Annotated in this window: 26 protein-coding genes, 2 pseudogenes and 1 riboswitch; of the genes and pseudogenes, 13 read left to right on the top strand and 15 right to left on the bottom strand. The window is 66.2% G+C overall.

Translation table 11 applies throughout. The features are described 5' to 3' along the window. The first annotated feature begins 87 nt into the window (after window positions 1-87). Window positions 88-1,410 (top strand): ROK family transcriptional regulator, encoded by a 1,323-nt coding sequence (locus tag NQK35_RS08205; RefSeq protein ID WP_257113848.1) that lies wholly within the window; start codon window positions 88-90, stop codon window positions 1,408-1,410. 19 nt (window positions 1,411-1,429) lie between these two features. Here NQK35_RS08205 and NQK35_RS08200 read toward each other — a convergent pair whose 3' ends face one another. The 11 genes and pseudogenes from NQK35_RS08200 to NQK35_RS08150 form a co-directional block, all read right to left on the bottom strand. Next, window positions 1,430-1,579 (bottom strand): hypothetical protein, encoded by a 150-nt coding sequence (locus NQK35_RS08200; protein ID WP_257113847.1) that lies wholly within the window; start codon window positions 1,577-1,579, stop codon window positions 1,430-1,432. After that, window positions 1,576-2,367 carry a hypothetical protein gene (locus NQK35_RS08195; protein WP_257113846.1) on the bottom strand — a complete coding sequence of 264 codons (792 nt, stop codon included), beginning with the start codon at window positions 2,365-2,367 and terminating at the stop codon, window positions 1,576-1,578. The genes NQK35_RS08200 and NQK35_RS08195 overlap by 4 nt, the downstream gene beginning before the upstream one ends. A gap of 59 nt (window positions 2,368-2,426) precedes the next feature. Further along, window positions 2,427-2,558 (bottom strand): hypothetical protein, encoded by a 132-nt coding sequence (locus tag NQK35_RS08190; RefSeq protein WP_009212877.1) that lies wholly within the window; start codon window positions 2,556-2,558, stop codon window positions 2,427-2,429. Then, window positions 2,555-3,451: a hypothetical protein gene (locus tag NQK35_RS08185; RefSeq protein ID WP_257113845.1), complete on the bottom strand. Its 897-nt coding sequence runs from the start codon at window positions 3,449-3,451 to the stop codon at window positions 2,555-2,557. The genes NQK35_RS08190 and NQK35_RS08185 overlap by 4 nt, the downstream gene beginning before the upstream one ends. Before the next feature lie 2 nt (window positions 3,452-3,453). After that, a complete protein-coding gene (locus tag NQK35_RS08180; protein WP_257113844.1) occupies window positions 3,454-4,638 on the bottom strand; it encodes a WXG100 family type VII secretion target in 1,185 nt (394 codons plus the stop codon). Next, a complete protein-coding gene (locus tag NQK35_RS08175) occupies window positions 4,638-4,931 on the bottom strand; it encodes a hypothetical protein (RefSeq protein ID WP_048740849.1) in 294 nt (97 codons plus the stop codon). The genes NQK35_RS08180 and NQK35_RS08175 overlap by 1 nt, the downstream gene beginning before the upstream one ends. Next, window positions 4,928-5,119, bottom strand: a complete 192-nt coding sequence (locus NQK35_RS10555; protein WP_306456009.1) for an SAV_915 family protein — start codon at window positions 5,117-5,119, stop codon at window positions 4,928-4,930. Before NQK35_RS10555 ends, NQK35_RS08175 begins: the two co-directional genes overlap by 4 nt. Before the next feature lie 244 nt (window positions 5,120-5,363). Continuing rightward, window positions 5,364-6,259: pseudogene (locus NQK35_RS08165) on the bottom strand (SDR family oxidoreductase). Between the two features lie 131 nt (window positions 6,260-6,390). Next, window positions 6,391-6,540, bottom strand: coding sequence for a hypothetical protein (locus NQK35_RS08160; RefSeq protein WP_009212883.1), 150 nt, complete (start codon window positions 6,538-6,540; stop codon window positions 6,391-6,393). 9 nt (window positions 6,541-6,549) lie between these two features. Beyond that, a complete protein-coding gene (locus NQK35_RS08155; protein WP_257113842.1) occupies window positions 6,550-7,305 on the bottom strand; it encodes a hypothetical protein in 756 nt (251 codons plus the stop codon). A gap of 698 nt (window positions 7,306-8,003) precedes the next feature. Next, the gene (locus tag NQK35_RS08150; protein ID WP_257113841.1) at window positions 8,004-9,608 is read right to left on the bottom strand and encodes an MFS transporter; all 1,605 of its coding nucleotides are present in this window, start codon (window positions 9,606-9,608) and stop codon (window positions 8,004-8,006) included. A gap of 145 nt (window positions 9,609-9,753) precedes the next feature. On the opposite strand from NQK35_RS08150, the gene NQK35_RS08145 reads away from it, so the two are divergent. From NQK35_RS08145 to NQK35_RS08120, 6 genes are all read left to right on the top strand, one after another. Next, window positions 9,754-10,296, top strand: coding sequence for a DUF4956 domain-containing protein (locus NQK35_RS08145; RefSeq protein ID WP_257113840.1), 543 nt, complete (start codon window positions 9,754-9,756; stop codon window positions 10,294-10,296). A gap of 42 nt (window positions 10,297-10,338) precedes the next feature. After that, entirely contained in the window at window positions 10,339-11,160 is an 822-nt protein-coding gene (locus NQK35_RS08140; RefSeq protein ID WP_257113839.1) for a polyphosphate polymerase domain-containing protein, read from the top strand. A 96-nt stretch (window positions 11,161-11,256) separates the two neighbouring features. Beyond that, complete coding sequence (locus NQK35_RS08135) at window positions 11,257-13,191, top strand: carbohydrate-binding domain-containing protein (RefSeq protein ID WP_257113838.1); 1,935 nt, start codon at window positions 11,257-11,259, stop codon at window positions 13,189-13,191. Between the two features lie 189 nt (window positions 13,192-13,380). After that, entirely contained in the window at window positions 13,381-13,836 is a 456-nt protein-coding gene (locus NQK35_RS08130) for a RidA family protein (protein ID WP_257113837.1), read from the top strand. A gap of 105 nt (window positions 13,837-13,941) precedes the next feature. Continuing rightward, window positions 13,942-14,382 carry a DUF2249 domain-containing protein gene (locus NQK35_RS08125; RefSeq protein ID WP_009212890.1) on the top strand — a complete coding sequence of 147 codons (441 nt, stop codon included), beginning with the start codon at window positions 13,942-13,944 and terminating at the stop codon, window positions 14,380-14,382. Between the two features lie 136 nt (window positions 14,383-14,518). Beyond that, complete coding sequence (locus tag NQK35_RS08120; RefSeq protein WP_009212891.1) at window positions 14,519-14,998, top strand: toxin; 480 nt, start codon at window positions 14,519-14,521, stop codon at window positions 14,996-14,998. A gap of 86 nt (window positions 14,999-15,084) precedes the next feature. Here NQK35_RS08120 and NQK35_RS08115 read toward each other — a convergent pair whose 3' ends face one another. Continuing rightward, window positions 15,085-15,567, bottom strand: a complete 483-nt coding sequence (locus tag NQK35_RS08115) for a DUF2218 domain-containing protein (protein ID WP_257113836.1) — start codon at window positions 15,565-15,567, stop codon at window positions 15,085-15,087. 207 nt (window positions 15,568-15,774) lie between these two features. Between NQK35_RS08115 and NQK35_RS08110 the strand changes: the two genes are divergently transcribed. The 6 genes from NQK35_RS08110 to NQK35_RS08085 all read left to right on the top strand — a co-directional run bounded on the left by NQK35_RS08110 (window position 15,775) and on the right by NQK35_RS08085 (window position 23,381). Continuing rightward, window positions 15,775-17,247 carry an amino acid permease gene (locus tag NQK35_RS08110; RefSeq protein WP_257113835.1) on the top strand — a complete coding sequence of 491 codons (1,473 nt, stop codon included), beginning with the start codon at window positions 15,775-15,777 and terminating at the stop codon, window positions 17,245-17,247. A 28-nt stretch (window positions 17,248-17,275) separates the two neighbouring features. Continuing rightward, a riboswitch (TPP riboswitch) is annotated at window positions 17,276-17,377 on the top strand. Between the two features lie 31 nt (window positions 17,378-17,408). Further along, entirely contained in the window at window positions 17,409-18,005 is a 597-nt protein-coding gene (locus NQK35_RS08105) for an ECF transporter S component (protein WP_257113834.1), read from the top strand. After that, window positions 17,965-20,412 (top strand): ATP-binding cassette domain-containing protein, encoded by a 2,448-nt coding sequence (locus tag NQK35_RS08100; RefSeq protein WP_257113833.1) that lies wholly within the window; start codon window positions 17,965-17,967, stop codon window positions 20,410-20,412. Before NQK35_RS08105 ends, NQK35_RS08100 begins: the two co-directional genes overlap by 41 nt. Continuing rightward, window positions 20,409-21,017, top strand: coding sequence for a hypothetical protein (locus tag NQK35_RS08095; protein ID WP_257113832.1), 609 nt, complete (start codon window positions 20,409-20,411; stop codon window positions 21,015-21,017). The genes NQK35_RS08100 and NQK35_RS08095 overlap by 4 nt, the downstream gene beginning before the upstream one ends. A 4-nt stretch (window positions 21,018-21,021) precedes the next feature. Next, window positions 21,022-22,524 (top strand): phospholipase D-like domain-containing protein, encoded by a 1,503-nt coding sequence (locus NQK35_RS08090; protein ID WP_257113831.1) that lies wholly within the window; start codon window positions 21,022-21,024, stop codon window positions 22,522-22,524. A 50-nt stretch (window positions 22,525-22,574) separates the two neighbouring features. Beyond that, window positions 22,575-23,381 (top strand): class I SAM-dependent methyltransferase, encoded by an 807-nt coding sequence (locus NQK35_RS08085; protein ID WP_257114786.1) that lies wholly within the window; start codon window positions 22,575-22,577, stop codon window positions 23,379-23,381. A 20-nt stretch (window positions 23,382-23,401) separates the two neighbouring features. On the opposite strand, the gene NQK35_RS08080 is transcribed toward NQK35_RS08085, so the two are convergent. The 3 genes and pseudogenes from NQK35_RS08080 to NQK35_RS10635 form a co-directional block, all read right to left on the bottom strand. Then, the gene (locus NQK35_RS08080) at window positions 23,402-23,734 is read right to left on the bottom strand and encodes a DUF2185 domain-containing protein (protein ID WP_257114785.1); all 333 of its coding nucleotides are present in this window, start codon (window positions 23,732-23,734) and stop codon (window positions 23,402-23,404) included. Window positions 23,735-23,745: 11 nt separating this feature from the next. Then, on the bottom strand, window positions 23,746-24,279 hold the full coding sequence (locus tag NQK35_RS08075) for an ankyrin repeat domain-containing protein (RefSeq protein ID WP_257113830.1): 534 nt from the start codon (window positions 24,277-24,279) through the stop codon (window positions 23,746-23,748). Further along, window positions 24,276-24,326, bottom strand: a pseudogene (locus NQK35_RS10635) (hypothetical protein); the annotation flags it as partial. The gene NQK35_RS08075 and the pseudogene NQK35_RS10635, both read right to left, overlap by 4 nt. Between the last annotated feature and the right edge of the window lie 196 nt (window positions 24,327-24,522).

The following is a 24,522-nucleotide window of genomic DNA, read 5'->3' as shown; positions in this document are numbered from 1 at the left end:
GCTTCGGATTGACGACGTTTGTAACAGTTGCAGCTGTCAACTCGTCAAACTCGCGGAACCATTGCCCCGACGCGGTAGCCTGGGTCCATGCCGACCCATTCCGACAGCGTCGACGAGGCCGCCCACATCAGCCGCGTCCCGATCGCCTCGCCGCGCGCCTCAGAGCGGAGGATAAGCGCTGATAACCGCGGCGTGAAGTCGGAAAACGTGCGAGCCTCCAACATGTCGACGGTGCTGCGCAACATCCTCGTCTCGCCGGGAGAGGTTACGCGCGCTGGCCTCTCGCTGCGCACAGGAATGACGCGCGCAACGATCTCGCGTCTCGTGGACGACCTGGTGGGTGCGGACCTCGTGCGAGAAGTCGAACCCGGTGACGGCGGCGGCCGAGGCCGCCCGGCCAACCGCCTCACCCCCGCCGAGGGAAGCGCAGCCGCCCTCGGCGTCGAAGTGGACGTTACGAGTCTTGACATCATGCTCGTTGACCTTGCTGGACGGGAGCTTGGGCACCGCCGGATCGAGCGCGATCTCGCCGACAGTGCACCGGCTGAGACGATGGCGTTCGCGGCCCGCGAGGCCCGCACGTTGCTCGAAGAAACCCTGCCTGACGGTGCCCTCTTCCTGGGCATGGGAGTGGGGCTGCCGGGGCTCGTGTCGCCGACCCGCCTCGCGCTTGCCCCAAACCTGGGATGGCGCGACATTCCGCACGCTCAGCTGCTGGCCCCCCTCGCCGACCTCAACCCGATAGTCGTTGCGAATGAAGCGGACCTGGCGGCCTACGCGGTCGCATACACGCGTCCGGGTGTGGCCGACGGGCCCTCGACCTTCGTGTACGTGTCGGGTGAGGTGGGCGTTGGCGCGGGTGTCATCGTCGATCACCGCCCGATGAGCGGGGCGCGCGCCTGGTCTGGCGAAATTGGGCATATGTGTGCCGATCCGAACGGACCCCTGTGCCGCTGCGGGGCGCGGGGATGCCTCGAGGCGTACCTGGGCGTGCGCGCCCTCGCCGAGCACGTGGGCGCTCCCGCGGGGTCCGGGGCGCGTGACATTTTGCGCTGCGCGGGTCTCGTCGACGACGCTGGATTCGAGACCTCCGAGTATCTTCCTGAGGCGGCAGTGCAGGAGCGTGCGCGCGCCGTGCTGACGGAGGCCGGAGCAGCCCTCGGGCGCGTGTTGTCGGGCGTCATTAATGCGATGGACATTCCACACGTCGTCCTGGGTGGCGCGGTTGCTGAACTGAGTAGTGCCCTGCTGGATCTGGCCCGCGAAGAAATTGAGACGCGGACGCTGCAGGCCCCGTGGTCGTCGCCGATCGTTGAAGTATTAACGGATTCTGCGTCGCTGACGGTGCGGGGTGCAGCATTCCGAGTGCTGGATTCGCTTGTGGACGACCCCGCCGCCTTCCTGAGTTAAGCGCGTTCTATCGGAGCGCTCACCAGTCGCCCAATCCCAGGTAGTACAGAGGGTGGGCAAAGAACGAGGCAATGGCCTCGCGGTATTCGAGCGGCAGCATTGGGTAGATGACGATGGCGGCTAGGACCGCGACGATCAGTATCACGAGGATGCGTTTCTTGGTGCTCATGGGCGCCTCCTTTGTGGGGTGGTGAGTGTTGCGTGGGCATCGGCGAGGATGTCGTTGACGAGGTCGACGCCCTGCGGTGTGGCTAGGAGTGGGCGGTCTTCGGGGTGCTCGTTGAAGTGGTGGATGAGGGCGTCCAGGCCCGTGTAGGGGATGCCGATGCGCTCGGACGAGATCCCCCATGGTCCGTCGTATATGTCGGGGTCAGCGTGAAGAAATATCGTTGGATGGATGATGTCATCGATGGTGACGTTATCCGCCCACAGGATGGTGACGTCCCGGTCGTTTGGATCTTCCTCGACGGACAGTAGCTCCGGGAAGTGGAAGGAGATTCCCTTAGGCGTCAGAGTTGTCGTCTGCTTGTCACTCAGGGCAATGATGAGGTCCTTGCCGGGGTTACGTGTCCACTCAAGATAGGCCATGGATGCAACGGCGAAAACATACATCGCGGCATGGAAGGGCTGTCCGGTCGTGAAACCCGCGGCCATCGTGCCGCCCGCGAAGGCGTAGAGCAGCAATCCGGTCGTGATGAGCGCGATGGATTGATGGTTGCCCGGAATGACGATGGAGTCGTCCTCGAAACGGGGACGCGATGACCAGAACGGGCGCACACTCTTTTCGATGAGGTGGGGAAGCGCCGCGGCCAGGTACAGGGGGAACCAGATGAAAAGGAGCTGGAGCGGGCCGATGTGAATGAACAAGAAGATCCAGTAGGCGCACACAGCGACGACTACGTTGAAAACGATGGCGACACCAGTGAGCTTCCAGAAGTCTCGCGCCGCCAGGTCCACGCCTCGAGGAGAACTGTCGTGGGGTCTTCTTGCCAAAAATGAGGAAAGACGAGCCACGCTCACCACCCCAGGCCGATGTAGTACGGCCAGTGCCACGATGGAGCAGAGACATGCTCGCGGTTGTTGAGCGAAACCTGGCTGAGCGTGCCGGGTAGACCGGAAGGTGCCAAAGCCTGTTTCCTGCCGCTCATGGGCGCCTCCTTTGTGGGGTGGTGAGTGCTGCGCGAGCCTCGGCGAGGATGTCGTTGACGAGGTCGACGCCCTGCGGTGTGGCCAGGAGTGGACGGTCCTCGGGATGCTCGTTGAAGTGCCGGATGAGGGCGTCGAGGCCGGTGAAGGGGATGCCGATCGTCCGGCAGCATAATCCCCATGGACCGTCATACGTGTCGGGGTCAGCAAGGAGATCAACATGATGCCTGTCGGTGTCGATGTCAAATATTCGCACGTTCTGGTCCCATCGGAAGGAGGCGTCGCTGCCGCATCCGTCAGAGGCGGACTCCAGATACTTATGGATTGACAGATGAGGAGCCGCGTGAAAGTCGATGCTATCTGGGGATAACACCGTCATTGAACGATCCTTGATGGTGTTTTTCAGGTCTTCCATTGGATTCTCAGAAAAGAGATGATAGGCAAAAAATGCTGCTACCACCGCAATACCGATAGTTGTCTTGAAGGCGTGCGTTAAGAAACCGAGCATGAGTGCTCCTACGACGGTCATGCAGAGGATCGCGTAGCTAGTGAGGTATCCGATGTTGGTGAGACGCTCACCTCGTATGACAACGTAGCTGTTGACGAATCGAACATGGGGACGCAGATAGGGAACTATCGAGTCGCATGTCACCTGGGGCACTCCAGCTACTAGCGGAATTGAAGCCAGATAGACGGCGAAACGGAAATCCCCGTAGTGTGTCAGGCGATAGATTCCTTCAACGATCGCTATCATCAGAGCGAGGATCACGGTCGCAATTACTGCGCGTTTCCACTCGTTGCGCCGCCATCTGTCTTCACCCACGAGCGACTCGGTGCGATTGGAAAAGATGCTGGAGAGGAATCCGCTGATCCCCCGACGTCGCGATCGAGTCATGGTCACCAGCCTAATCCGACGTAGTACGGCAGATGCCAGAGAGTGTTGTCGATGCGTTCACGATATTCAAGAGGTACCTGTTTGTAAGCAACGTTGGCTAGATAGGCGGAACCGGCCGCCGCGGCCGCGGCAGCCACTACCTCACTGCCAGCTAGAACGACAGCAGGAGCAGTGAGTGTAACGGTAATTTCCGCTGCAAGCGATGACCCGATGTATCCCCCAACGATGCCAGCAACACCAGATACTGCAGTCGCAGATGGCTCGTCGCTCGTTGCTACTTCGTACGCAAGCAATAGATTATTGATTCGGTTGATGTTCTTTGCGGTTGTAGACGCAACATTGGAAGCGGTGCGGTAGTTTTTCCTTGCTTCCATAGCCTTTGACAAGCTCTGATTCATTAGGGGTGGAACCCTCTTCATTGACGGATCCTGCGCTACTCTAGTGAAGCGTGAATTAGCCTTTTCAAGCTTCTCCAGTCTTGTCTTTTGGCGTGTCTTCATTGAAGTTTCGGTCGCCATAGAAGCTATGGTCCAGTGGGTCTTCAATTTCTCCAGTGTTCCGTCCTGTGTTTCTTTCATAAAAGGTTCTGGGGCATTGACTTGCACGCTCTGTAGATGTTTAATTACCCATTGCTCAAGATCGTATCGAACGAGGCGAGCTCTCTCGCGGAGTTCAGCAAAGTCCCTTAAGCGCTGCTTGTGCTGCTCATATTCGTAAATGTCAGCACGGTATTGGTCTTGTTCATGCATCGACGCGTTGGGTGCGGGCATTGGTGGTTCTTGACCGAGAAGTGGAGGGGCAGCGATATCGTATTCATTAATTACGTCAAGTCCGCATGCTCTGGCATTTGTGCGGATCGTCTCCATGTCGCGGTAGTGGTAGTCGAGCTGTTGCGCGTATGCGCGCATTGCTTCCCATGACCTGTATGCAAAATCGGAGTTTTCTTCGGTTTTTAAACGAAAATCAAATAGTGCTTGTTCGTAGGCGTCAGCACTCTTTCCTGCCCAGTATTCGGGCATGGGAACGAGGGAATTCATCATCTCGATAAATGCATCGGAGAAGGTATTATGGAGCTTTTCGATGGCTGCCGCAGCTTCGCGGATCTCTTCGGGGTTTCCATAAATTCTCGTGTCAATGAGGCCGACGGCATCTTGAGGATGTCCTCCGTTTCCTGCTACCATTCCCATTAGCTGAGCTCCTCTTTCAAATTTAAGAAATAATTTGTTACTTCTTCTTCCTCTTCTTTATGTTGTGCCACCAAGGATCGTAGATTGTCGGCACTGCCTTGGCATTTCTCGGTGAATGTTGTTGCTGCAAAATCAAGAGTGCCTAATATGTCGATGATGATGTCAGTGGCAATGCCGGCATCAACAGATATGGGTAGTTCCGGTGGGATGCTTCTGGATGAATCCGCAAACTCCTCGTACTTCCTTGCCATGTTGAAGATCATGTCTTCGGTGATGACGAGATCTGCTGTCATTGTGGCTTCCGTTCGCGCGCTTCGGGCTCGAAATATCGATCTACTTCGATCGCGTCAAATCCTATTTCCTCTTTGAGTTCTGGGAGACGCTTCGTTTCGATGAGGCCCCATGGTTGCGTTTCGCCCAGTCCGTCAAGGAGACGATCGAGGGACGAGTACGCTAGAAGTACGCGTGCTTCGTTGAACATGTGAGCAAAGAAAAACCGTATTCGCCGTCAGGCCGTTGGTCGATTGGGACGTAAAGGACGGGAGGTGCGACCTCGGGATGTGTGTTCACGGACATGTGTTCCATGACTTGACGCTAGCAGGCATGTGATCGGGGACGCAAGTATAGGCGAAGGATGCAAGCAAGCATGAGCGCATGAAGCGACCCCGTCCTCGTCTCTGAGAAGAGAAGCGAAGCCGGGGCCCACGAAGCCTCAAATGCGACAGTTAGCGGCCAGACGCGAGCGCCGCCCGGGCGACCTCCCCGAAGGAGAGCGGGTCGCGGCCCGTCACGTCGCGCACGGCCGTGGACACGACGTCCATCTCGCCGCGCGCGATTGACGTGTAGGTCGACACCCACGAGTCGTACTCCCACTGGGCGGCCGGCCACTTCTTGCGCGACTCGTACGCCTCCTTAATGGTTTCTCGCACGTAGGTGACGGGATGCCCCTGCACGCGGGTGAGGATTGCGGCGATCTCGTCGAGGGTCAGGGCCTGCGGCCCCGTCACATCAAGGGTCTGGTTTTCGTACTCGTGGGGCCGGGCGAGAACCCCGGCGGCCACGCGCCCCGCGTCCTCGCGCGCGACCACGCTGACGCGCCCGTCGCCGGCGGGCCCAAGGATGCGGCCCTCCTCGTCCGGCAACTCCACGAAGAAGTCCGCATAGAAGTTGTCGCGCAAGAACGTGTATGTCATTCCCGATGCCTTGATGTGCTCCTCCGTGTGGAAGTGCGTGCGCGCCAGCGTGAACGTCGAGTCGGGCGCCGCGTTCATGAACGACAGGTACACGATGTGCCGCACCCCTGAGGCGCCCGCCGCGTCGACGAACGCGAGGTGCTTGGCCAGGCGGTCCTCGCTCTCGGGCGCGGACACCATGAAGAGGATGTCAACGCCCGTGAGGGCGGCGCGCGTCGTGAGGGTGTCCTCGTACGAGCACTTCACCGCGGTGGCACCCGGCAGCTCCGGGGCGCGCGCGATGGGGTGTTGGCCAGGAGACGCAGGGGCAGGCCGCGCTGGGCGAGCAGTCGGGCGGCGGCGCCGCCGACGTTTCCGGAGGCGCCGGTGACCGCGAGGGAGGGGAGGGGCGAGGCCGGGGTTGCGTGGGTCGTGTTCGTGTCCGTCATGGCGTCAGTGTCCCACGGCGATCGGCTCCCTTCCAAGAAAAACGCCCAGGTGAGTTCACAGATGAGGCGACCCGCCGAGACCAAAGGTCCTTGCTGGGCTTGCAAACGGCACGTCTGGGGGGTGGGTGTGCCTACCAGCGCCCCAGGCCCAGGTAGTAAAGGGGGTGGGCGAGGATCGCGGTGATGCGCTCGCGGTACTCGAGGGGGAGCATCGGAAAGACGACGACTCCGACGAGGATCGCGACGATGATGACGATGAGGACTCGTTTCTTGGTGCTCAACGTGGTGACCTATCTGCGTGTGGAGGAGGTGAGGGTCTTGTGGGCGTCGGTGAGGATGCGGTTGACCAGGTCGACGCCCTCGGGTGTGGCCAGGAGCGGGCGGTCCTCGGGGTGGTCGTTGAAGTGGCGCATGAGGGCGTCGAGCCCGGTGTAGGTGATGCCGATGTGGTCGGCGCAGAGGTCCCATGGTCCTTCGCGCGAGATGTTGCTGAGATAGATGATGTGTTCCTCGACTGACCCAATGTGGATGCCTTGCTTCCACAGGATCGTCACTTCCGCGTCGCGCTTGTGGCTTTCAAACGATAGGCGCGGAGGGAAGCGGAAGACGATTCCCTCGGGTGTGAGCGTGGTCGTCTGCTTGTCGCGCAGGGTCATCGGCAGGTCCGAGAAGGGGCGTTGGATCCCATCCCAGTACAGCGCAAAGACGACCAATCCGGCGTAGCTTGCTGCCTGCAGGGGGTATCGGGTGATCAAGCCGTATATCAGTAGTGCTGCGGCCGCTATTCCCAGCAAGTAAACGCTGATCATGTGGGCGATCGAGTCGTGGTTTCCTCGTATGACGATCGCGCTATCGACGTATCGAGGCCGGGAGGAAGCGAAGGGGCGGACACTCCTTTCGGTGAGCTGCGGGAGCGATGCCGCCACCGCGCCAGGGAAGGACAACAGGAGCATCACGGTAGGCGGGTAGGTGGGGTCTGCGAGCCCGAAGGCGTAGGCACCTGTTGGCAGCGCCAAGCTGACAAGGACGAGGATAACGACGCCCATCCAGTACCGTCGAGCATGTCTGTCGTGGCTCAGAGGATCTGGCGATACCTCGGTACGGGGAAAACGGACGTAAGGATGCCAGCGCATGTCACCGCCCCGTTCCGATGTAGTAGGGCCAGTGTCGCAGGGTGTTGTCGATACGTTTGTCGTTTGGAACCTGTCGGGTGGATGGGGGCACCGGTGGATGGGTGTTCCGTGACATGGTGTCCATGTGCTGACGCTACCAGGGGAATGATGGCCGGGACAAACACGGTCATTGCCCTCCGTAGCTGGTTGGCGGTGGCCAGTCGTGGCTACGAAGCAGGGGACTGCGGTTGGTCCGGTTGGGCGCGGCGCGCGTGAAACCGCGCACGCCCCGGTGCGGGGGTGGCTTGCCGCGTGTTGAAACTACCGCCGCCCCTGCCTGGGTGACATGGCCACAAAATGGGGTGTTTGGCGTGTGCCGGGGTGGTGCGGGTTTCATGTGAGCGTTGGCGTGCCCATGCCGGGGCGATGTCGGTTTCATTGCGAGTGCCAGCGTGTGGGCTCCTGGGTGGGGGTCGCCACGCGGCGGCCGGAAACCGGAGGGCTGAGTGCTCGTCTGGATGGAAGCAGCGGACAGGCCGCGGCGGACGCGGCCCGGCGAAAGGGTGCCGCAGGCCCAGGGTCGCGCAGGAAAGCAGCTCGCGGAACGCGGCAACCGCGAGCCCGAGAGGGCGCTACGCCCCGTGCCTGGAGGAGAAGGACCGCTCGAACTGCTCAAGGGAAACCCCGCGGGTCTCCGGCACGATGAACAGGTAGAAGCACAGGGAAACGACGTTGATGGCGCCGAAAGCCACGTAGGTCCAGGTGGCACCCAGGTGGGCGATCATGATGGGGAAGAGCCAGGTGACGATCGCGTTCATGATCCACCCGCAGCCGACGGCGAAGCCCTGCGCGACGCCGCGGATGCGGGCCGGGAAGATCTCCGAGACGAGCACCCAGTTGACCGTGCCGGACTGCTTGGCGAAGACGAACAGGGACACGAGGGCGACGACAAGCCACGGCAGGTACGACGGAATCGAGTCGGAGATGGTCCCGTCGGCCAGCGTGTAGGGGGCGATCCCCAGCCCGAAGGTGAGCGCGAGGGCAAACAGGGACAGGGTGACGCCGCTCTCCTGGTAGATGCCGACGTGGCGGCGGGCCAGGCGGGAGACGAGGTACAGGCCGAATGCCGCGCCGACGCACGCCACGAGGCCCGTGATCACGTTGAGGGTGATGGAATCGGCGGAGCTGAAGCCGGCGGCGGCGAGGATCTTTGGCAGGTAGTACATGGCCGTGTTGATGCCGGTGAGCTGGTCGAAGCAGGCCAGGCCGACGCCGATGAGGAGGAGCCTGCGCGTCCACCTCACGGAGACGGTGCGCCGCAGGCTCCAGTGCCCCTGGCTGGTTTCGGCGGCGCGCACGGCGATCATGTCCCGCACCTCGGCTGCGACGTCGTCAACGCGGGCATCACGGATTCGTTTGAGTGCTCCGATGGCCTCGTAGTAGCGTTCCTTGGACGCGTACCAGCGGCCGGACTCGGGCATCAGGCGCATCCCGATCCACAGGAGGATCGCCGGAATCGTGGCGAGCACCAGCATCCACCGCCACGCGGCCCCGTCCCCGTCCGTCACCACTGCGGTCGCGACCCGGGAGGCCTCGTCCCACGAGTACCACTGGCCGACGCTCAGCGTGCCGGAGGGGTCGGCGGAGACCAGGACGCGGGGTCCGCCGTGCGCGTGGGAGAGGGCGGCGTTCATCGAGTAGGCGAGGAATTGGCCCGCGACGATCATGAACTGGTCGAGGGCGACGAGCCCGCCGCGCATCCGGGTGGGTGCGGACTCGGACAGGTAGATTGGGACGGTCGCGGAGGCCCCGCCCACGGCGATGCCGAGGACGAAGCGGAAGAGGAGCAGCAGGTGGATGTTCGGGGCCAACGTGCAGCCGATCGTGCCGACGATGAAGATGAGCGCCAGGAGCAGAATGCCTTGACGCCTGCCGCGCCTGTCGGAGAACCTGCCGCCGACGATGGCGCCGAGGGCCGCCCCGATGGCGAGGATGCCGCCGACGAGTCCCTCCTCGAATTCGTTGATGCCCAGGCCACCGGCGACGCGAGGCATGTACATGTAGGGAAGGGCTCCCGCGATGACGCCGGTATCGTAGCCGAAGAGGAGGGAGCCGAAGGTCGCGACGGCCGCCAAGAGCTTGACGGAACGCGTGGGTCCCGAGGCCGGGGTGGATTCCATCAGTTCGCGTAGTTCGCGGTCGGTGGGGGTGCCGATCGCCTCGGGTCGGGTGCGCATAGCTCCCATTGTGCAACGCGTCGCGAAAGCCGCGAGCGCGACACTCAGTAACCTCTCAGGAAAGTCATAAGGCATGGATGATGGGTTCATAGGTGGTTCATAGGGTCGCGTGGGGAAATGGGGGCATCGACATAAGGAGATCCCAATGACCGCCCCGATTCTCATCGCTATCGACCTGGCCGCCATGGCGGCCCTCGTGTTCGGCCTCTACTTCCCTCGACACAGGCGTGCCGACCTCGTAGCCGCCTTCCTCGGCGTCAACGTGGGCGTCCTCGCGGTGACGATCATCCTCGCCAACTCGACCGTGAGCGCCGGCCTGGGGCTCGGCCTCTTCGGCGTCTTGTCGATCATCCGTCTGCGTTCCGACCAGATCTCTCAGACGGAGATCGCCTACTACTTCGCGTCCCTGGCCCTGGGCCTGCTCACCGGCATGTCCTCCTCGGTCACTCCGCTGCTGGGCGGGCTCATCGCGCTGATCCTGGCCGCCCTGGCGTTCGGCGATTCGAAGCTCGTGTTCGGACGCTACACCTCCCAGACCGTTCAGCTTGATCGGGCGATCGCCGACCCCGACGAGCTGAAGGAGGTTCTCGCACAGCGCCTGGGCGCGTCCGTCGCGTCGGTGAGCGTGGTCAAGCTCGACCTCGTGAATGACCTGACGCTCGTGGACGTCCGATCCAAGGTCGCCTGACCCACGACCCCACCCCCAAGACAACCCGCAGAGGAACACCTGATGAACGCCGCCCTGAACTCGATCCTCGCCCGCCTGGAGACAATCGGCCTGACCGAACTCAACGAGCGCGCCTCCATGCTCACCCGCGTGGACCGCAAGTATGCGCTGGAGCACGACCGTGCCTCGGCTATCCTGAGCCACCTGCCCGAGGCCACGCGGGTCCTACAGGTCGGCGGGCGCGTCTCCCAGGGGTACGCCTCCACCTACTACGACACGCCGAACATGGACTCCTACCTGCTGACCGCGCTCAAGCGCCGCCGCCGCTTCAAGGTCCGCTCCCGCCGCTACCTCTCCTCGGGTGCCTCCTTCCTGGAGGTGAAGACTCGCGGCGCTCGCAAAACGACCGTCAAGAAGCGCATGACGATCTCGCCCGACGAGGCCGGGGCGCCGCTGGCGGGAGAGCGGCGCCGGTGGGTGACCGACAGGGTCGAACCAACGGGTTATGCCAGCCTCGTCCCGGTTCTGGAACCGGTCCTGGAAGGCTCGTATGAGCGCAACACCCTGCTTCTACCCAACGGGGAGGGGCGGGCAACCGTGGATACCGGCCTCGAGTGGCACTCCCTGCGCACCGATGGCACCCGCGTGAGCGGAGGGGACCTGGTCATCATCGAAACCAAGTCGGGAGCCACCCCATCGGTCGTTGACCACCTGCTGTGGGAGCAGGGAGTGCGCCCCGTGAAGATCTCCAAGTACGGCACCGCGATGGCCGCCATGCATGATCTGCCCGCCAACAAGTGGCACCGCACCCTCGAGCGCTACTTCCCGGAGTACGTGATCGACCGCGCGGCCACCCGCCCCTCGCCTCTGGCGGCTGCCGCCTGAGCGACGCGACCCAGACGCGCGATCCGGCCGAGCCTTTGCCGGCCCGAGCCCCGCTGCCACGACACGAGACCGATTGAGTGAAGGAAGAGACAGACAATGAAAGCCCTGAAGAAAACCATGACCCCCGCGCGGACGATCGGCGCGATCGCCCTCGTTGGCGCGCTCGCGCTCGGAGCCTGCGGCTCCTCCGGCCTGGCCTCCTCCAGGCACGCCGCCGCCACGGCCACAGCCGCGGCCGCCGGAAGCAACGGCGACACGACCGCGCCCCCCACGGCGAGCGACGCGCTGGCGGCCAATGCGGAGGCCTCGCACGTGGAAGACAGCGACTGGAAGGCCTCCGACGCCGTTGACGTGACCCTGAGCGGCACGACCGCCGCGTCGTCGTCGGCGGCAGTGTCGGCAAGCGACGGCGTCCTGACTATCTCCTCGGCCGGTGTCTACCGCCTGAGCGGGTCCTTCGACGGAAAGGTCGTCGTCGCCGCGGGTTCCAAGGACCGGGTTGTCCTGATCCTGGACAACGCGACCATCACCTCCTCCACGGGTGCGGCGATCGAGGCGACCAGCGGCGACGACCTTGTCCTGGCCCTGGAGGGAACCTCGACGGTCACCGACGGAAGCTACGACGGTACGGAGGATGCCAATGCCGCGATCTACGCGGACACGGACCTGACGATCACCGGCAGCGGCACCCTGAACGTGACCTCCGGCGCCTCGGACGCGGTCACCTCCAAGGACGACCTCTATGTCTTGAGTGGGACGATCAACGCGACCGCCTCGGATGATGGCCTGCGCGGCAAGGACTCTCTGACGGTCGCGGGCGGCACCGTCGCGGTCACCTCCGGTGGCGACGCCCTCAAGTCCGACCAGGACAACGACGACACCAAGGGCTACGTGAACATCTCGGGCGGGGTGCTCACCCTGACCTCGGGAGGCGACGGCATCGACGCCTCCACCGACGCCATCGTGACCGGCGGAACCCTGTCGATCACCTCGGGCGGGGGAGCGGCGAGCGGCAAGCCGTCCACGGGCTCGACCAAGGGCATCAAGGCGTCAACGTACGTCATCGTCGACGGAGGCACCATTGACGTGGACTCCGGGGACGACGCCATCCACTCCAACGGAGCCCTGCGCCTCAGCTCCGGCACGATCACCGCCGCCTCCGGAGACGACGGCGTCCACACCGAGGTCGCCGCTGTCCTGGATGGCGCGGATGTCACCGTCACGCAGTCGAACGAGGCCCTCGAAGGTGGACTCATCACGATCGCGGGCGGCACGATCGACCTGACCTCCACAGACGACGGCATCAATGCCTCGGGTTCGATCACGGTCGAGGAGGGACTGGCCGCAACGGCCGAGACCGCCTCGGACACGGCGAGCGCGGAGACGAGCGAGGCCACGACCTCGGGCGACGCGGCCGCACAGGCGGGCCCCGGTGGCATGGGTGACGGCGGCGGAACCATGGAGGATACCGGCGAGCAGCTGACCATCACCGGCGGCACCATCACCGTCAACGCGAACGGGGACGGCCTGGACTCCAACGGGTCGCTGACCATCAGCGGCGGAGAGACCACCGTGTACGGTCCGGCATCCGGCGCGAACTCCAGCCTCGACAGCAACGGCACCATGAGCATCACGGGTGGCACGGTCATCGCCTTCGCCACCAATGAGATGGTTGAGACGCCAACCACGACCGACGGCCAGGGGTGGGTCTCCGCGTCCGCGACCGGGTCCGCAGGATCCACGGTGACGATCACCGACTCGTCGGGCACAACGCTCGGCGCGTACACCTCGCTCAAGGCCTTCGGTAACGTCATCTACTCGACCTCGGGCATGACCAACGGTGCCACCTACACGGTGAGCGTCGATGGAAACGCCACCGAGGCGACCGCAGGCCAGGGCGGCATGGGGATGGGCGGACAGCCGCCAGCAGGTGGACAGCCCCCGGCAGGTGGACAGCCCCCGGCAGGTGGACAGCCCCCGGCGGGCGGTCCGGGTCAGGGTGGTCAACCCCCGGCCGCACCCCAGGGCTGAAGCCTCCTGAATAGAGTGTGCCCCGCGTGATTGTCGACACGCGGGGCGCGCGCGGTGAGTCCTCACCGACGAGGCCCGCTCCGTGATCTCACGCCCGCACCCCGGTTGATCGCCCCCCGGGAAGAGTGCACCTACACTGGATGCAACGGACGAGGCCCGCGCCTCGTCACGGACAACGAAAGGACCTCCATGCTCCCCTCCGAGAAGCTCGCCGAACTCGGCATCGAGCTGCCCGCCGTCGCCACGCCCGTCGCCGCCTACGTTCCCGCCGTCATCGACCGCGGCGTCGTGCGCACATCCGGCCAGATTCCCGTCGTGGACGGCCAAGCCGTGTGCATCGGCGCGGTCGGCGAGGACGGGGCTGATCCCGAGGACGCCAAGGACGCGGCGCGCGTCTGCGCGCTCAACGCCCTTGCCGCGGCGGCGGCGGTCGCGGGAGGGGTTGACAACCTCGCCGGCGTCGTGAAGGTCGTCGGCTTCGTGTCCTCGCGCCCCGACTTCTACGGGCAGGCCGGAGTCATCAACGGCGCCTCCGAGCTCTTCGGAGAGGTCTTCGGCAGCCAGCACGCGCGCAGCGCCGTCGGCGTTGCTGCCCTGCCACTCAACGTCAGCGTCGAGGTGGAGGCTGAGTTCCTCATCAGGTGACCGTGCGCCGCGGGAAAGAACATGCGCCCGCCCATGAGGCGACCCTACACTGGGTGAGGTTTACCCACATGGCCTCGCGGGGGCCGCACGAGCGAAGGAAGAGACATGACTGACCGCCAGACGTTCAAACTGGTAGACGCGAACACTACTCCCACCGAGGGAGGCTGCGGCTGTGGCGGCCACGGCCACGGGCACGGCAAGCGCGCCCACGAGATGGCAGCGGAACCCATCGCCTCCACGGCGGGAAGCTGCGGCTGCGGCGGGGGCGGACACGCCGAGGGCAACGCGCACCCGGGCGGAGCCGGAGTGATCCACGCTCCCGGAGCCGACGAGCTGGTCATCCACTCGATCCCCCGCGTCGTGCGGCACGCCGTCCTCTTCGCGGCGGTTGACGCGCTGCCCGTGGGTGAGAACCTGCAGATCTGCGCGCCCCACCAGCCTGAGCCGCTGTTCGCTCACCTGCAGGACTCCGAGCAGCACTACCGCGTGGAGACCCTCGAGGTGGGCCCCGTCGACTGGCGCTACCGCATCACGCGGCTTGCCTGACCCTTCTCACGCGAGGCCGCGGCCAGCATTCCCCTCCCTTGGGTCGGCCGCGGCCTCGCGCGCTCCGCGTGGCGTGAGGTGGTTTTCCCCGCGTTGTTCGCGTGACGGGGAGCGCACAAAAAGGTACCGTTGATGTATGAGCATCTTTGGTGTGACGTCCGACGCCGACGTAGAGGACGACCGGGATCGCGTCGAGGCCGACGTGGTCGTGAACTGCGACATCGAGGCCGCGTGGGCGCTCGTGTCGGAGCCGGGCTGGTGGGTCAATGAAGGGCCTCTCGGCGACCACGAGGTGAGCCTCGGGGACGACGGCCTGTACCGAGTGAGCGACCCTGACGCGGGGGATTGGCTGATCGAAAAGGCCGAGGAGGACCCCATGGACGTGGTGGCCTTCCGCTGGTATCCGCTGGCCGACGACGAGCTGCCGGAGGAGCACGCGACGCGCGTCGAGGTGTCCCTGTCGGACGAGCGAGGCGGCGTGGGCATCCACGTCGAGGAGTCTGGGCTTGCGTCGGTGTCCGACGACGAGGCCGTGGCCTCCCAGGCGTACGACGACGCGATCGGCATGTGGGACCAGGTCCTCGTCGCCGCCAAGAACTACCTGGAGGGACGCTAGCCCTCCCCCCGCGCCAGTTCCCGCGGGAATCCCCGCCGGAATGAGACCCTCGCGGCCGCGACGTCGCGGGGCCTGTGCGCCTCGCCCTAGTTGCTTTCCGAGTTCGCGGACCGCTCGGGCATCCCATCCGGCGCCTGGCGTGCGGCCTTTCGCGCGCGGGCGTGAGCCTCGACCTCCTCGAGTGTGAGGGGCCCCTGGTGGGTCCCCTCTCCGCCGTCGATCCGCTGCCACGAGACGGCCAGGGAGTCGCGCGCGCCGAAGCGAGCCAGGTGAATCCCGACGACGTGCTCGAGGTGTTGCGCCCGCTCGCTCGTCGAAGCCAGGCGCAAGAGCAGCGAGTCCGGAGAGCACGAAACATCGACGCGTCCCGCCGCGGGTCCCTCCCGGTCGAAGAGCAGGTAACCGGTGGAGGACGCCTCGTCCCATGCTCCCGTGATCTTGTGAGCCATGTGGGTCACGAGCTGCTTGCCGTAGCGGGTGGGGCGCGCAGTGGGAACCGTCGCCGTCGAGACGAGGGGGAAGGAAGCGGAGGCCTCCTCGGTGGTGGCGAGCTTTCGATCTCGTGTCATAAGGTCAACCTAACCTGAATGGTGGGGGAGTGCCACGCGAGGTCCGCGCCCGCCGCACAGGGCGGGGCGGTGGCGCGTCTTATGGGGTGGCAGATACGGTCCCGCCCGGACCGGTAGGGTAGCGTTGGAGGGTCAAACACTTCGCGAGAGCGCGCAAAGGCCGCGCAAAACACCCCCGGTGGGTGGAACCTGGCGGAAAGGGAAACGATGACTGGTGAGCACGTCGAGCACAGCGATACCGACAGGGGCGGCGGGGAGAAGCTTCAGCGCACGCTGAAGAACCGCCACATTCAGCTGATCGCCATCGGCGGCGCGATCGGCACGGGTCTCTTCATGGGATCGGGTAAGACGATCTCCGTCGCGGGTCCCTCCATCCTGCTGGTCTACACGATCATCGGCGTCGTCCTCTTCCTCTTCATGCGCACCCTCGGCGAGCTCCTGCTCTCCGACCGCAAGTACGCGACCTTCGCGGACATCGCGCGCGACCTGATCGGCCCGTGGGCGGGGTTCGTCACGGGGTGGACGTACTGGGCGTGCTGGGTCGTCACCGGCGTCGCCGACATGGTCGCGATCACGGGCTACGCGCGCTTCTGGTGGCCGCACCTGCCCGCCTGGATCCCCATCTGCGCCACGACGCTGCTCCTCTTTGGCCTCAACGCCATGACCGTCAAGGCCTTCGGGGAGACGGAGTTCTGGTTCGCCCTCATCAAGATCGTCGCCATTGTCGCCCTCGTGATTGTCGGCTTCACGATGGTCGCCATGGGCACCGTTGACGAGGCGGGCACCAGCGCGGCCGTCTCGAACCTGTGGTCCCACGGCGGGTTCTTCCCCCAGGGTTTCACGGGATTCCTCGGAGGCTTCCAGATCGCCCTCTTCGCCTTCATCGGGATCGAGATGGTGGGCACCACGGTCGCAGAGACCGACGACCCGGACCGCACGCTCCCCAAGGCCGTCAACTCGATTCCCGTGCGCATCATGCTCTTCTACGTCGCCGCCCTGGCCGCGATCATGATGGTGACCCCCTGGGACCAGGTGAGTCCCGAGTCCTCCCCCTTCGTCACGATGTTCTCCCTGACCGGCCTCGGCGCCGCCGCGACGATCGTGAACCTGGTGGTGCTGTCCTCGGCGGCCTCCAGCGCGAACTCGGGCATCTATTCGACCTCGCGCATGCTCTACGGCCTTGCCCGCCAGGAGCAGGCCCCGCGCGTGTTCTCGCGTCTGTCCAAGCATCACGTCCCCCTCAACGCCCTGTTCCTGTCCTGCGTGTGCCTCCTGTCGGGCATCGTCATCATGGGGATGGGCGAATCGATCTCGGGGTCCTTCACCCTGGTGACTTCCGTGTCCGCCACCCTCTTCATGGGCGTGTGGGTCGTCATCGTCGTGTCCTACCTGGTGTACCTGCACAAGCGCCCCCAGCTGCACGCGACGTCCCACTTCAAGGCACCCGGCGGCGCGCTGAGCGCCTGGGTGGTCCTGGCCTTCATGGGAGCCATGGGCGTCATCCTGGCGGCCTGGGACGACACCCGGCCCGGCCTGATCTACTCCATCATCTGGATTGTCTTCATCGTCGGCGCGGCGTTCGCGAATCGTCACTACCTCCTGCGTCGCGCGTCCCGCGGCATTCTCGGCGACGGCGGCACGGGCGAGGGCCCCCATACCGGCCCTCACCTGCATGAGTAGCGGAACGCATGGCGAGTGACTATGCTCGCGTTCGTGCCACGGGAGCTCCGCGGGAGCTGAGAGGGGATAGGCCCCGACCGTAGAACCTGATCCGGGTCGTACCGGCGTAGGAAGGCTCTTTCCTCGTGGCCGCTGTGCAACACGAAGGGAACGACATTCGCATGGCTACCACCACCTCCTTCCGCTGGAGGGTTATCGACATCGTCACCGCCGCCGTCCTCGGCGTCGCGTGCGGCCTCATCTTCGTCGCCTGGAACCAGGTGGGTTACGCGGGCTACGAGTTCCTCAAGGCCATCGCCCCCGGCCTGGGCGGTCTCCTCACCGGCATCTGGCTGCTGGGCGGAACCCTCGGCGGTTACATCATCCGCAAGCCGGGCGCCGCCTTCTTCGTCGAGGTGCTCGCCGCCACCGTGTCCATGGGGCTGGGCTCCCAGTGGGCGGTGGAGACCCTGTATTCGGGCATCGCGCAGGGCCTGGGCGCCGAGATCGTCTTCGCCCTGGTCGCCTACCGCCGCTACAACGTGGGGGTCGTGGCCGGTGCCGGCGCTGCGTCCTTCGCGCTGGAGTGGGTCCTCGAGCTTTTCACCGCCGGGCACCTCACCAAGAGCGCCCTCTACAACGCCTCCTACCTGGCGTGCGGAGTCGTCTCCGGTGTCTTCCTGGCGGGCGTTCTCGCCTGGGCGCTGACGGGCGCGCTCGCGAAGACGGGCGCCCTCAATGCCTTCGCCTCCGGTCGGGGGACGCGCGAGCTTGTCTGACTCTCGGTCCGGGGACGAGGCCGTGGACGCCTCCGCCCAGCGCCTTCCCTCCCTCGACGCGTCGGCCGCGCCCGGGGAGGGCGCGCGCGTGCGCGCACGCGGCTGGGGGTGGCGTCACGCGGGGCGCAAGCGGGCCGCGCTATCGGGCGTCGACCTCGACATTGCGCCCGGCGAGCGTGTCCTCGTGCTGGGTCCGTCCGGGTCGGGAAAGTCGACCCTCATGGGGGGCCTGGCCGGGCTCCTGGGGGGCGCCGAGGAGGGCGAGGCCACCGGCACGCTCACCGTCGACGGCGTTGTTCCGGAGCGTGCGCGCGGACGCGTCGGCCTGCTCATGCAGGACCCCGAGGCCCAGGTGGTCCTGGCCCGTGTCGGCGACGACGTGGCCTTCGGCATGGAGAACTTGGGGGTGGCTCGCGCCGACATCTGGCCGCGCGTGAGCGACGCGCTGGACGCCGTCGGCCTGGATGTCGCCCTCGACCATCCGACGACGCAGCTGTCGGGGGGCCAGAAGCAGCGCCTCGCGCTGGCGTCCATCCTGGCGATGGGGCCGGGCCTCCTCCTCTTGGATGAGCCGACCGCGAACCTCGACCCGGTGGGCGTTGCTGAGGTTCGCCGCGCCGTCGAGTCGGTCGTGGAGCGCACGGGCGCAACCCTGGTCGTCGTCGAACACCGGGTCGACGTGTGGGCCTCCCTGGTTGATCGCGTGATCGTCGTCGCCGACTCCCGGATCGCGGCCGACGGACCCCTGGACGAGGTCCTCAAGCAGCGCGGTCGAGAGCTGCGCGATTGCGGCATCTGGCTTCCCGGCGATGACGTCGCCGCCCAGGCCGGGCCGCTGCCCTCCCCGGAATCGGGGGATCGGCAGGCGCCCCCGTCGTCGGCGGCCGCACGCACGATTGCGCGCGCGAACGATCTGACGATCGGATACGACCCTGCCGCCCCCGTGCGCAGCGGGATCGACGTGTCGATCGAACGCGGGGTGTCGACCTGCATCGTCGGCGCGAACGGCGCGGGAAAGTCGACGTTCGCCCTGACCCTCGCCGGCCTGCTGCCCCCCATCGCGGGCGCCGTCGAGATAGCAACCGCTGACGGAGAGCGCGGCGACCCGCACGCGTGGCCCAGCCGCCGCCTCCTCGGGCGCGTCTCCATGGTCTTTCAGGAGCCCGAGTACCAGTTCCTGGCCTCCACGGTCGCCGACGAGCTCGCGATCGGGCCTCGCGCGGCGGGCCTCGACGAAGAGGAAATCGGCCCCCTCGTCGAGGAACATCTGGAGGCCCTGGGCCTATCCGCCCTGGCCCGCGCCAACCCTATGACGCTGTCCGGCGGCGAGAAGCGGCGCCTGTCCGTGGCGACCGCGCTCATCAGCGCCCCCGAGCTGCTCATCCTGGATGAGCCCACCTTCGGGCAGGACCGGGGAACGTGGCTGGGCCTCGTCCGCCTGCTACGCGGAGCCCTCGCCCGCGGGGTCACCCTGGTGTCCATCACCCACGATCCCGCGTTCGTGGCGGCCATGGGTGACCGAGTCATCGACCTGGGTGAGCTGGGCAGCCGCGGCGCGTCCAAGGAATCCGGGGACGAGGCCGACGCCTCCCCCGCCGACAACGCCCGTGGTGGGCGCGCAGAATCGGCGAAGACTCGGCGGAGCGGGCTTCGTGGCTTGCTGCGTCACACGAACCCCGTGGCCCGCGTGCTCGCCCTCCTGGTTGCGACGACGCCCCTGCTCGCCTCGATCGACCCGGTCAGCGCGGCCCTCGCCCTTGCCCTTGAGCTTGTCCTGCTCCCCCTGTCGGGGGTCTCGTTGCGCAGCTTCGCCCTCAAGGCCACGCCGCTGCTGGTGGCCGCGCCCCTCGCGGCCCTCTCCATGCTCCTGTATGGGGCGCCGGGAGGACGGGTGTTCTGGGAGTGTGGGCCCGCCGTGGTCTCCGAGCACTCCGCCTGGCTGGCCCTGGGTATCGCGCTGCGCATGTGCGCCATGGTTGTTCCCGCGATCGGGCTTCTCGACCGCATCGACCCGACCGACATGGGTGACGGGCTGGCGCAGATCCTCCACCTGCCCGCCCGGCCCGTGCTCGCCGCCCTCGCGGGTGCGCGCATGACCTCCCTCATGGCCGCCGACTGGAAGGCCCTCGAGCGTGCGCGGCGCGCCCGCGGCGTCGGGGACGCCTCCCGCGTCCGCTCCTTCCTCAGGGGAGCGTTCTCGCTCCTGGTCTTCGCGCTGCGCCGCTCCGGCAAGCTCGCCACCACCATGGAGGCCCGAGGCTTCGGCGCGGCGGGCGCGCGCACGTGGGCGCGCCCCTCCCGCATGCGCGGCGCCGACGCGGTCCTCATGGTCGTCGCCCTCGCCATTCCCGTGATCGCGCTCGGCGTGAGCATCTGGACGGGCACCTTCGCCCCGGTAGGCCGATGACACCTCAGGCGTGGACGAGCTCGCGCTCTGGCGGCAGGCGCGCCATCACCATCCCGGTGGGTGTCGCACCCGAGGAGGCCTCGCGCCGCCTCGCCCCGCTCCTGCGCGCGCTCCGTCGCCGATTCGGCGCCCAGGTCGCGCAAAAGCAGCCTGCGGGCGTGTCCGGGCCTGTGATGCGCGTCCCCGTCGTCACGGTCGACGGATACTCGGGCTCGGGCAAGAGCACCCTCGCCCGAGCCCTCGCCGCCGCCGACTCGACGTGGCAGGTTCTCCACATGGACGACTGGTACCCCGGCTGGGACGGCCTGGACGCCGGCGCGCGCGTCGCCCGCGCCATCGCGGCCGACCTGCGCGCGGGCAGGGATTCCTCCTACGTCGCATGGGACTGGGAGGCGGACACGGTGGGGCGGACCAGGAGGGTCCCGGCCAGGCCCACGATCATTGAGGGCTGCGGCGCCGTCGAGGCGGACGCGGACCTGACGATCTGGCTGGCCGACCCCGGCGAGGCCGAGCGTCGTCGCCGGGCACTCGCCCGGGATGGCGCGACCTACGCCCCGCACTGGCAGCGCTGGGCGGCCCAGGACCTGGCGCGCTTTGTACCATAGACACATGTTTGCGCCACCCCCCGAACCGCCGCTGTGGGCGTGGCTCCTCCTCGGGGCCGTCGAGTTTGCCATCCGCGTCGTCGCCCTCGGTGTCGTGCCGAAGCACCGGCGCGCCGCCACGTCGACGGCGTGGCTGCTCCTCATCTTCCTGATGCCCTTCGTGGGCGTTCCCCTCTACGTCGTGTTCGGCTCGTGGTGGGCGATGGGGCGTCGCCTCGACGACGATCCCGAGGCCCGCTCCCTCGTCGATAGCATCCTCGCCGCCTCGGTTCCCCCCGAACCCGAGTCCGACGAGGCGTCGCCCGGCGTCGAGGGCCCGGCCAGCGCCCTCATGCGCATGACGGGTGAGCTCAGCGGCTTCCCGGCCTCCAGCGGCCGCGTCACCCGCCTCTACAACGACACGGCACAGACCTTCCGTGCGATGGCCGCCAGCGTCGACGGCGCCACCCACCACGTCAACGCCCTGTACTACCAGACTTCGTGGGACGAGTACACGGCTCCCTTCTACGAGGCCCTCGCGCGCGCCGCGGGGCGCGGGGTTACGGTGCGCCTCCTGGTCGACCACCACGGCATGCGCACGATCCCCGGGCATCGGGACTTCCGTCGGCGCCTCACCGAGGCGGGCATCGAGTGGCACGAGATGCTGCCCTTCGCGCCTCTGCGCGGGCAGATACGCCGCCCCGACCTGCGTAATCACCGCAAGCTCCTCGTCGTCGATGGGCGCGAGGCCTACGTCGGCTCCCACAACCTGGTCGCGCCGGACTACGACACGCCCGCCTTCGCGCGGGCGGGCATCACGTATGAGGACACGAGCGTGGCTGTTACCGGCGCGATCGTGGCCCAGATTCAGGCGGTCTTCGCCGTCGACTGGTACTACGCGTGCAAAGAGGTCCTCACGCCCGCCCTCCTGAACCCTTCGGAGACGCGGGCCGAGGCCCGGCGAGAGGACGCCGAGGCCTCGTCGATGCAGATCGTCCCGTCGGGGCCGCCCTACAGGGGCGAGCCCAACCTGCGCGCCTTCGTGGCCATGGTGTCCTCGGCGCGCACCCACGTGTCGATCACGAGCCCCTACTTCATCCCCGACGAGGCCCTCATGGCCGCCCTGACGAACGCGGCCCTGTCCGGCGTCACGGTCGATCTCTTCGTCTCCGAGCAGTTCGACCAGTTCCTCGTGGGGCACGCGCAGCGCTCCTACTACGGGCCCCTCCTGAAGGCGGGCGTGCGCGTCCACCTGTACCGCAAGCCCACGATGCTGCACTCCAAGTACGTCGTCGTTGATGGGAGCCTGTGCGCGATTGGCTCGTCGAACATGGACGTGCGCTCCTTCGGCCTCAACTACGAGATCACGCTGGTCGCCGACAGCTCCCGTCTGGTTGAGCTGCTGCTCGCCAACGATGAGCGCACGCGCGAGCGCTCTCGCGAGCTGACCTACGAGGAGTGGCGCGGCCAGCCCTGGCACGTGCACTACGTCGACAACGTGTGTCGTCTGGGGAGCTCGCTCCTGTGAGCGGGCCGGGCGAGACGGCAGATCGGTCGCGCGCCAGCGATGCGGCCGCGTTGCCGTACGCGGTGTCAGCCGAGGATGGAGGAAATCCCTTCGCGCGCGAGGGGGGTTCCTACGACTCGGTGCGCCCCGCCTACCCGGACGAGGCCGTGGCCGCCCTGCTGGGGGCGGCGTCGCGCTCGCGGGGCCGGGGTGCGGCCGGGCAGGCCGTACCCGCGCGAGGCGGCGTGGCCCGCGCCGGAGTCCCCCTGCGGGCCGCCGACGTTGGGGCGGGCACCGGCAAGATGAGCGAGCTGTTGGCTCGCGCCGGCGTCCTCGTTGACGCGGTGGAGCCCTCGGAGGTGATGCGATCCCAGGCCTCGGCGGTGCCCGGCGTGACCTGGCACGCGGGCGTCGCGGAGGACACGAGGTTGCCGGATGGCATGTACGACATCGTTGTGTTTGCCCAGTCCTGGCACTGGGTGGATTCCGAGCGTGCGGGCATCGAGGCGGCCCGGATGCTCGCGCCCGGAGGCGTGCTCGCGATCGTGTGGAATCAGATGGCCGTGTCGATCCCGTGGGTGCATCGCCTGACGCGCATCATGCGCTCGGGCGACGTGCACCGCCCCGACAGGCCGCCCACGCCGGGGGGTGGTTTTGCTTCCATGCGCCTGACCCAGGTCGCCTGGGAGGACGTCATGACCCCCGAGCAGATCCTGACCCTGGGGACCACGCGTTCCTCGTACATCAGGTCGTCCCCGGCCGGGCGCGAGCGCATGCAGGCGAATCTGCGCTGGTACCTCTACGAGCACCTCGGCTACGCGCCGGGGGAGCAGGTGACGATCCCGTATGCGACCCTCGTGTGGCTCTCTCACCAGTGAGGGCAGGGCCGCTGCGTGGGTTAGCGGAAGGAAATCTCCTTCATGGTCTTGTTATCGAACCATCGCCGACGTCCGTCAGGTTCGACGACGAGTTGAATGTCGGAGCCGATCGGCAGGTCGTAGATACCGATGCAGGCTGGCTCGATGTCGCACAGATCGTTGAAGTCAACGACGGTCATGTTCTTAGGATCGTCCAGGTACTCGACGGTGTCCCGGTCGGACAGGACGCGCCAGCCGGAGTCTTCCGGTGCAAGCGGTGCGTCGCGATTCAGCCACTTGATGTTGCCGCTTCGTTCGACAATCTTCCGCGAGACGATGGCGGCGCCGGCGCCGCGAATGTAGGTGGGACGCATCATTCCTCCTGTCAGTGGGTGTCACCCTGCGCGCGCAGGTAGTTGTCGATGCGGTCGGCGAGGGCTTGCCGGTCCTCGAATGCGCGGACGAGTTCATGGAAGGGCTTGCCTCCGTCGACGACGGTCGTAAAACCCGGGTCGGGGGACGCGAAGACGACGTCGTAGATGGGCGTCAGGTCCTCGTCGGAGTAGCGGTGGAGTGGGAGTAGGTACTGGAGGGGGAGGCGCTTACGATAATCGAGGCAGTTGAAGGTCTCCCCGTGGTCGACCAGGACCTGTGCGATGGCGGCGTCGCGCGCGGGGTCGTGCTTGACGGCGCCCAGCAGGATGTGCAGGAGTGACGCCCCGTCGCCGGACTTGTGGGCGAACGACGGATTGCGCTCAAGCAGGAAGTCGACGATCTTGTATCGCTCCTCCGCTTTGCTGTTCCCGAGAGCGTAACTGAACAGGGAACGCCCCCGGTTCGCGCGCGCCTCGTCCCCCTCGGAGTAGAGGGCGACAAAGTCCTCAAATGTCTTCATATTCGCCGTGAGAAAGATGTTCATTTGTCGAGGCCTTCGTACTTGTGGCTGCGATTAGTGTTTGGATGCTCAACGCGATAATGCTCAGGGGTACTGTATCAGTCTCTAAATTCGGCGGGGGTCATCTCCCCGGTGATGTAGTCGAGCCACCTGTCGTGACATCGTGTGCTCTGTGAATTGCGTAGAACCCTCAGCTAGGTGAACGATACGTCGCGATGAGAGTTGGCTAAGAGCTCTCATGCCCTTCGATGCAGCGTTGAGCGTGTA

It is taken from the genome of Schaalia odontolytica (assembly GCF_024584435.1).
GTDB lineage: Bacteria > Actinomycetota > Actinomycetes > Actinomycetales > Actinomycetaceae > Pauljensenia.
This window is presented reverse-complemented; position numbering and strand designations above follow the sequence as displayed.

Excerpts from the sequence above, each read along its gene's own strand:
- NQK35_RS08205 (WP_257113848.1), top strand. The coding sequence starts at position 88 with ATGCCGACCCATTCCGACAGCGTCGACGAGGCCGCCCACATCAGCCGC.
- NQK35_RS08200 (WP_257113847.1), bottom strand. The coding sequence starts at position 1,579 with ATGAGCACCAAGAAACGCATCCTCGTGATACTGATCGTCGCGGTCCTA.
- NQK35_RS08190 (WP_009212877.1), bottom strand. The coding sequence starts at position 2,558 with ATGAGCGGCAGGAAACAGGCTTTGGCACCTTCCGGTCTACCCGGCACG.
- NQK35_RS08185 (WP_257113845.1), bottom strand. The coding sequence starts at position 3,451 with ATGACTCGATCGCGACGTCGGGGGATCAGCGGATTCCTCTCCAGCATC.
- NQK35_RS08180 (WP_257113844.1), bottom strand. The coding sequence starts at position 4,638 with ATGGGAATGGTAGCAGGAAACGGAGGACATCCTCAAGATGCCGTCGGC.
- NQK35_RS08175 (WP_048740849.1), bottom strand. The coding sequence starts at position 4,931 with ATGACAGCAGATCTCGTCATCACCGAAGACATGATCTTCAACATGGCA.
- NQK35_RS10555 (WP_306456009.1), bottom strand. The coding sequence starts at position 5,119 with ATGTTCAACGAAGCACGCGTACTTCTAGCGTACTCGTCCCTCGATCGT.
- NQK35_RS08155 (WP_257113842.1), bottom strand. The coding sequence starts at position 7,305 with ATGGGCGTCGTTATCCTCGTCCTTGTCAGCTTGGCGCTGCCAACAGGT.
- NQK35_RS08150 (WP_257113841.1), bottom strand. The coding sequence starts at position 9,608 with ATGCGCACCCGACCCGAGGCGATCGGCACCCCCACCGACCGCGAACTA.
- NQK35_RS08145 (WP_257113840.1), top strand. The coding sequence starts at position 9,754 with ATGACCGCCCCGATTCTCATCGCTATCGACCTGGCCGCCATGGCGGCC.
- NQK35_RS08140 (WP_257113839.1), top strand. The coding sequence starts at position 10,339 with ATGAACGCCGCCCTGAACTCGATCCTCGCCCGCCTGGAGACAATCGGC.
- NQK35_RS08135 (WP_257113838.1), top strand. The coding sequence starts at position 11,257 with ATGAAAGCCCTGAAGAAAACCATGACCCCCGCGCGGACGATCGGCGCG.
- NQK35_RS08130 (WP_257113837.1), top strand. The coding sequence starts at position 13,381 with ATGCTCCCCTCCGAGAAGCTCGCCGAACTCGGCATCGAGCTGCCCGCC.
- NQK35_RS08125 (WP_009212890.1), top strand. The coding sequence starts at position 13,942 with ATGACTGACCGCCAGACGTTCAAACTGGTAGACGCGAACACTACTCCC.
- NQK35_RS08120 (WP_009212891.1), top strand. The coding sequence starts at position 14,519 with ATGAGCATCTTTGGTGTGACGTCCGACGCCGACGTAGAGGACGACCGG.
- NQK35_RS08115 (WP_257113836.1), bottom strand. The coding sequence starts at position 15,567 with ATGACACGAGATCGAAAGCTCGCCACCACCGAGGAGGCCTCCGCTTCC.
- NQK35_RS08110 (WP_257113835.1), top strand. The coding sequence starts at position 15,775 with ATGACTGGTGAGCACGTCGAGCACAGCGATACCGACAGGGGCGGCGGG.
- NQK35_RS08105 (WP_257113834.1), top strand. The coding sequence starts at position 17,409 with ATGGCTACCACCACCTCCTTCCGCTGGAGGGTTATCGACATCGTCACC.
- NQK35_RS08100 (WP_257113833.1), top strand. The coding sequence starts at position 17,965 with ATGCCTTCGCCTCCGGTCGGGGGACGCGCGAGCTTGTCTGACTCTCGG.
- NQK35_RS08095 (WP_257113832.1), top strand. The coding sequence starts at position 20,409 with ATGACACCTCAGGCGTGGACGAGCTCGCGCTCTGGCGGCAGGCGCGCC.
- NQK35_RS08090 (WP_257113831.1), top strand. The coding sequence starts at position 21,022 with ATGTTTGCGCCACCCCCCGAACCGCCGCTGTGGGCGTGGCTCCTCCTC.
- NQK35_RS08080 (WP_257114785.1), bottom strand. The coding sequence starts at position 23,734 with ATGCGTCCCACCTACATTCGCGGCGCCGGCGCCGCCATCGTCTCGCGG.
- NQK35_RS08075 (WP_257113830.1), bottom strand. The coding sequence starts at position 24,279 with ATGAACATCTTTCTCACGGCGAATATGAAGACATTTGAGGACTTTGTC.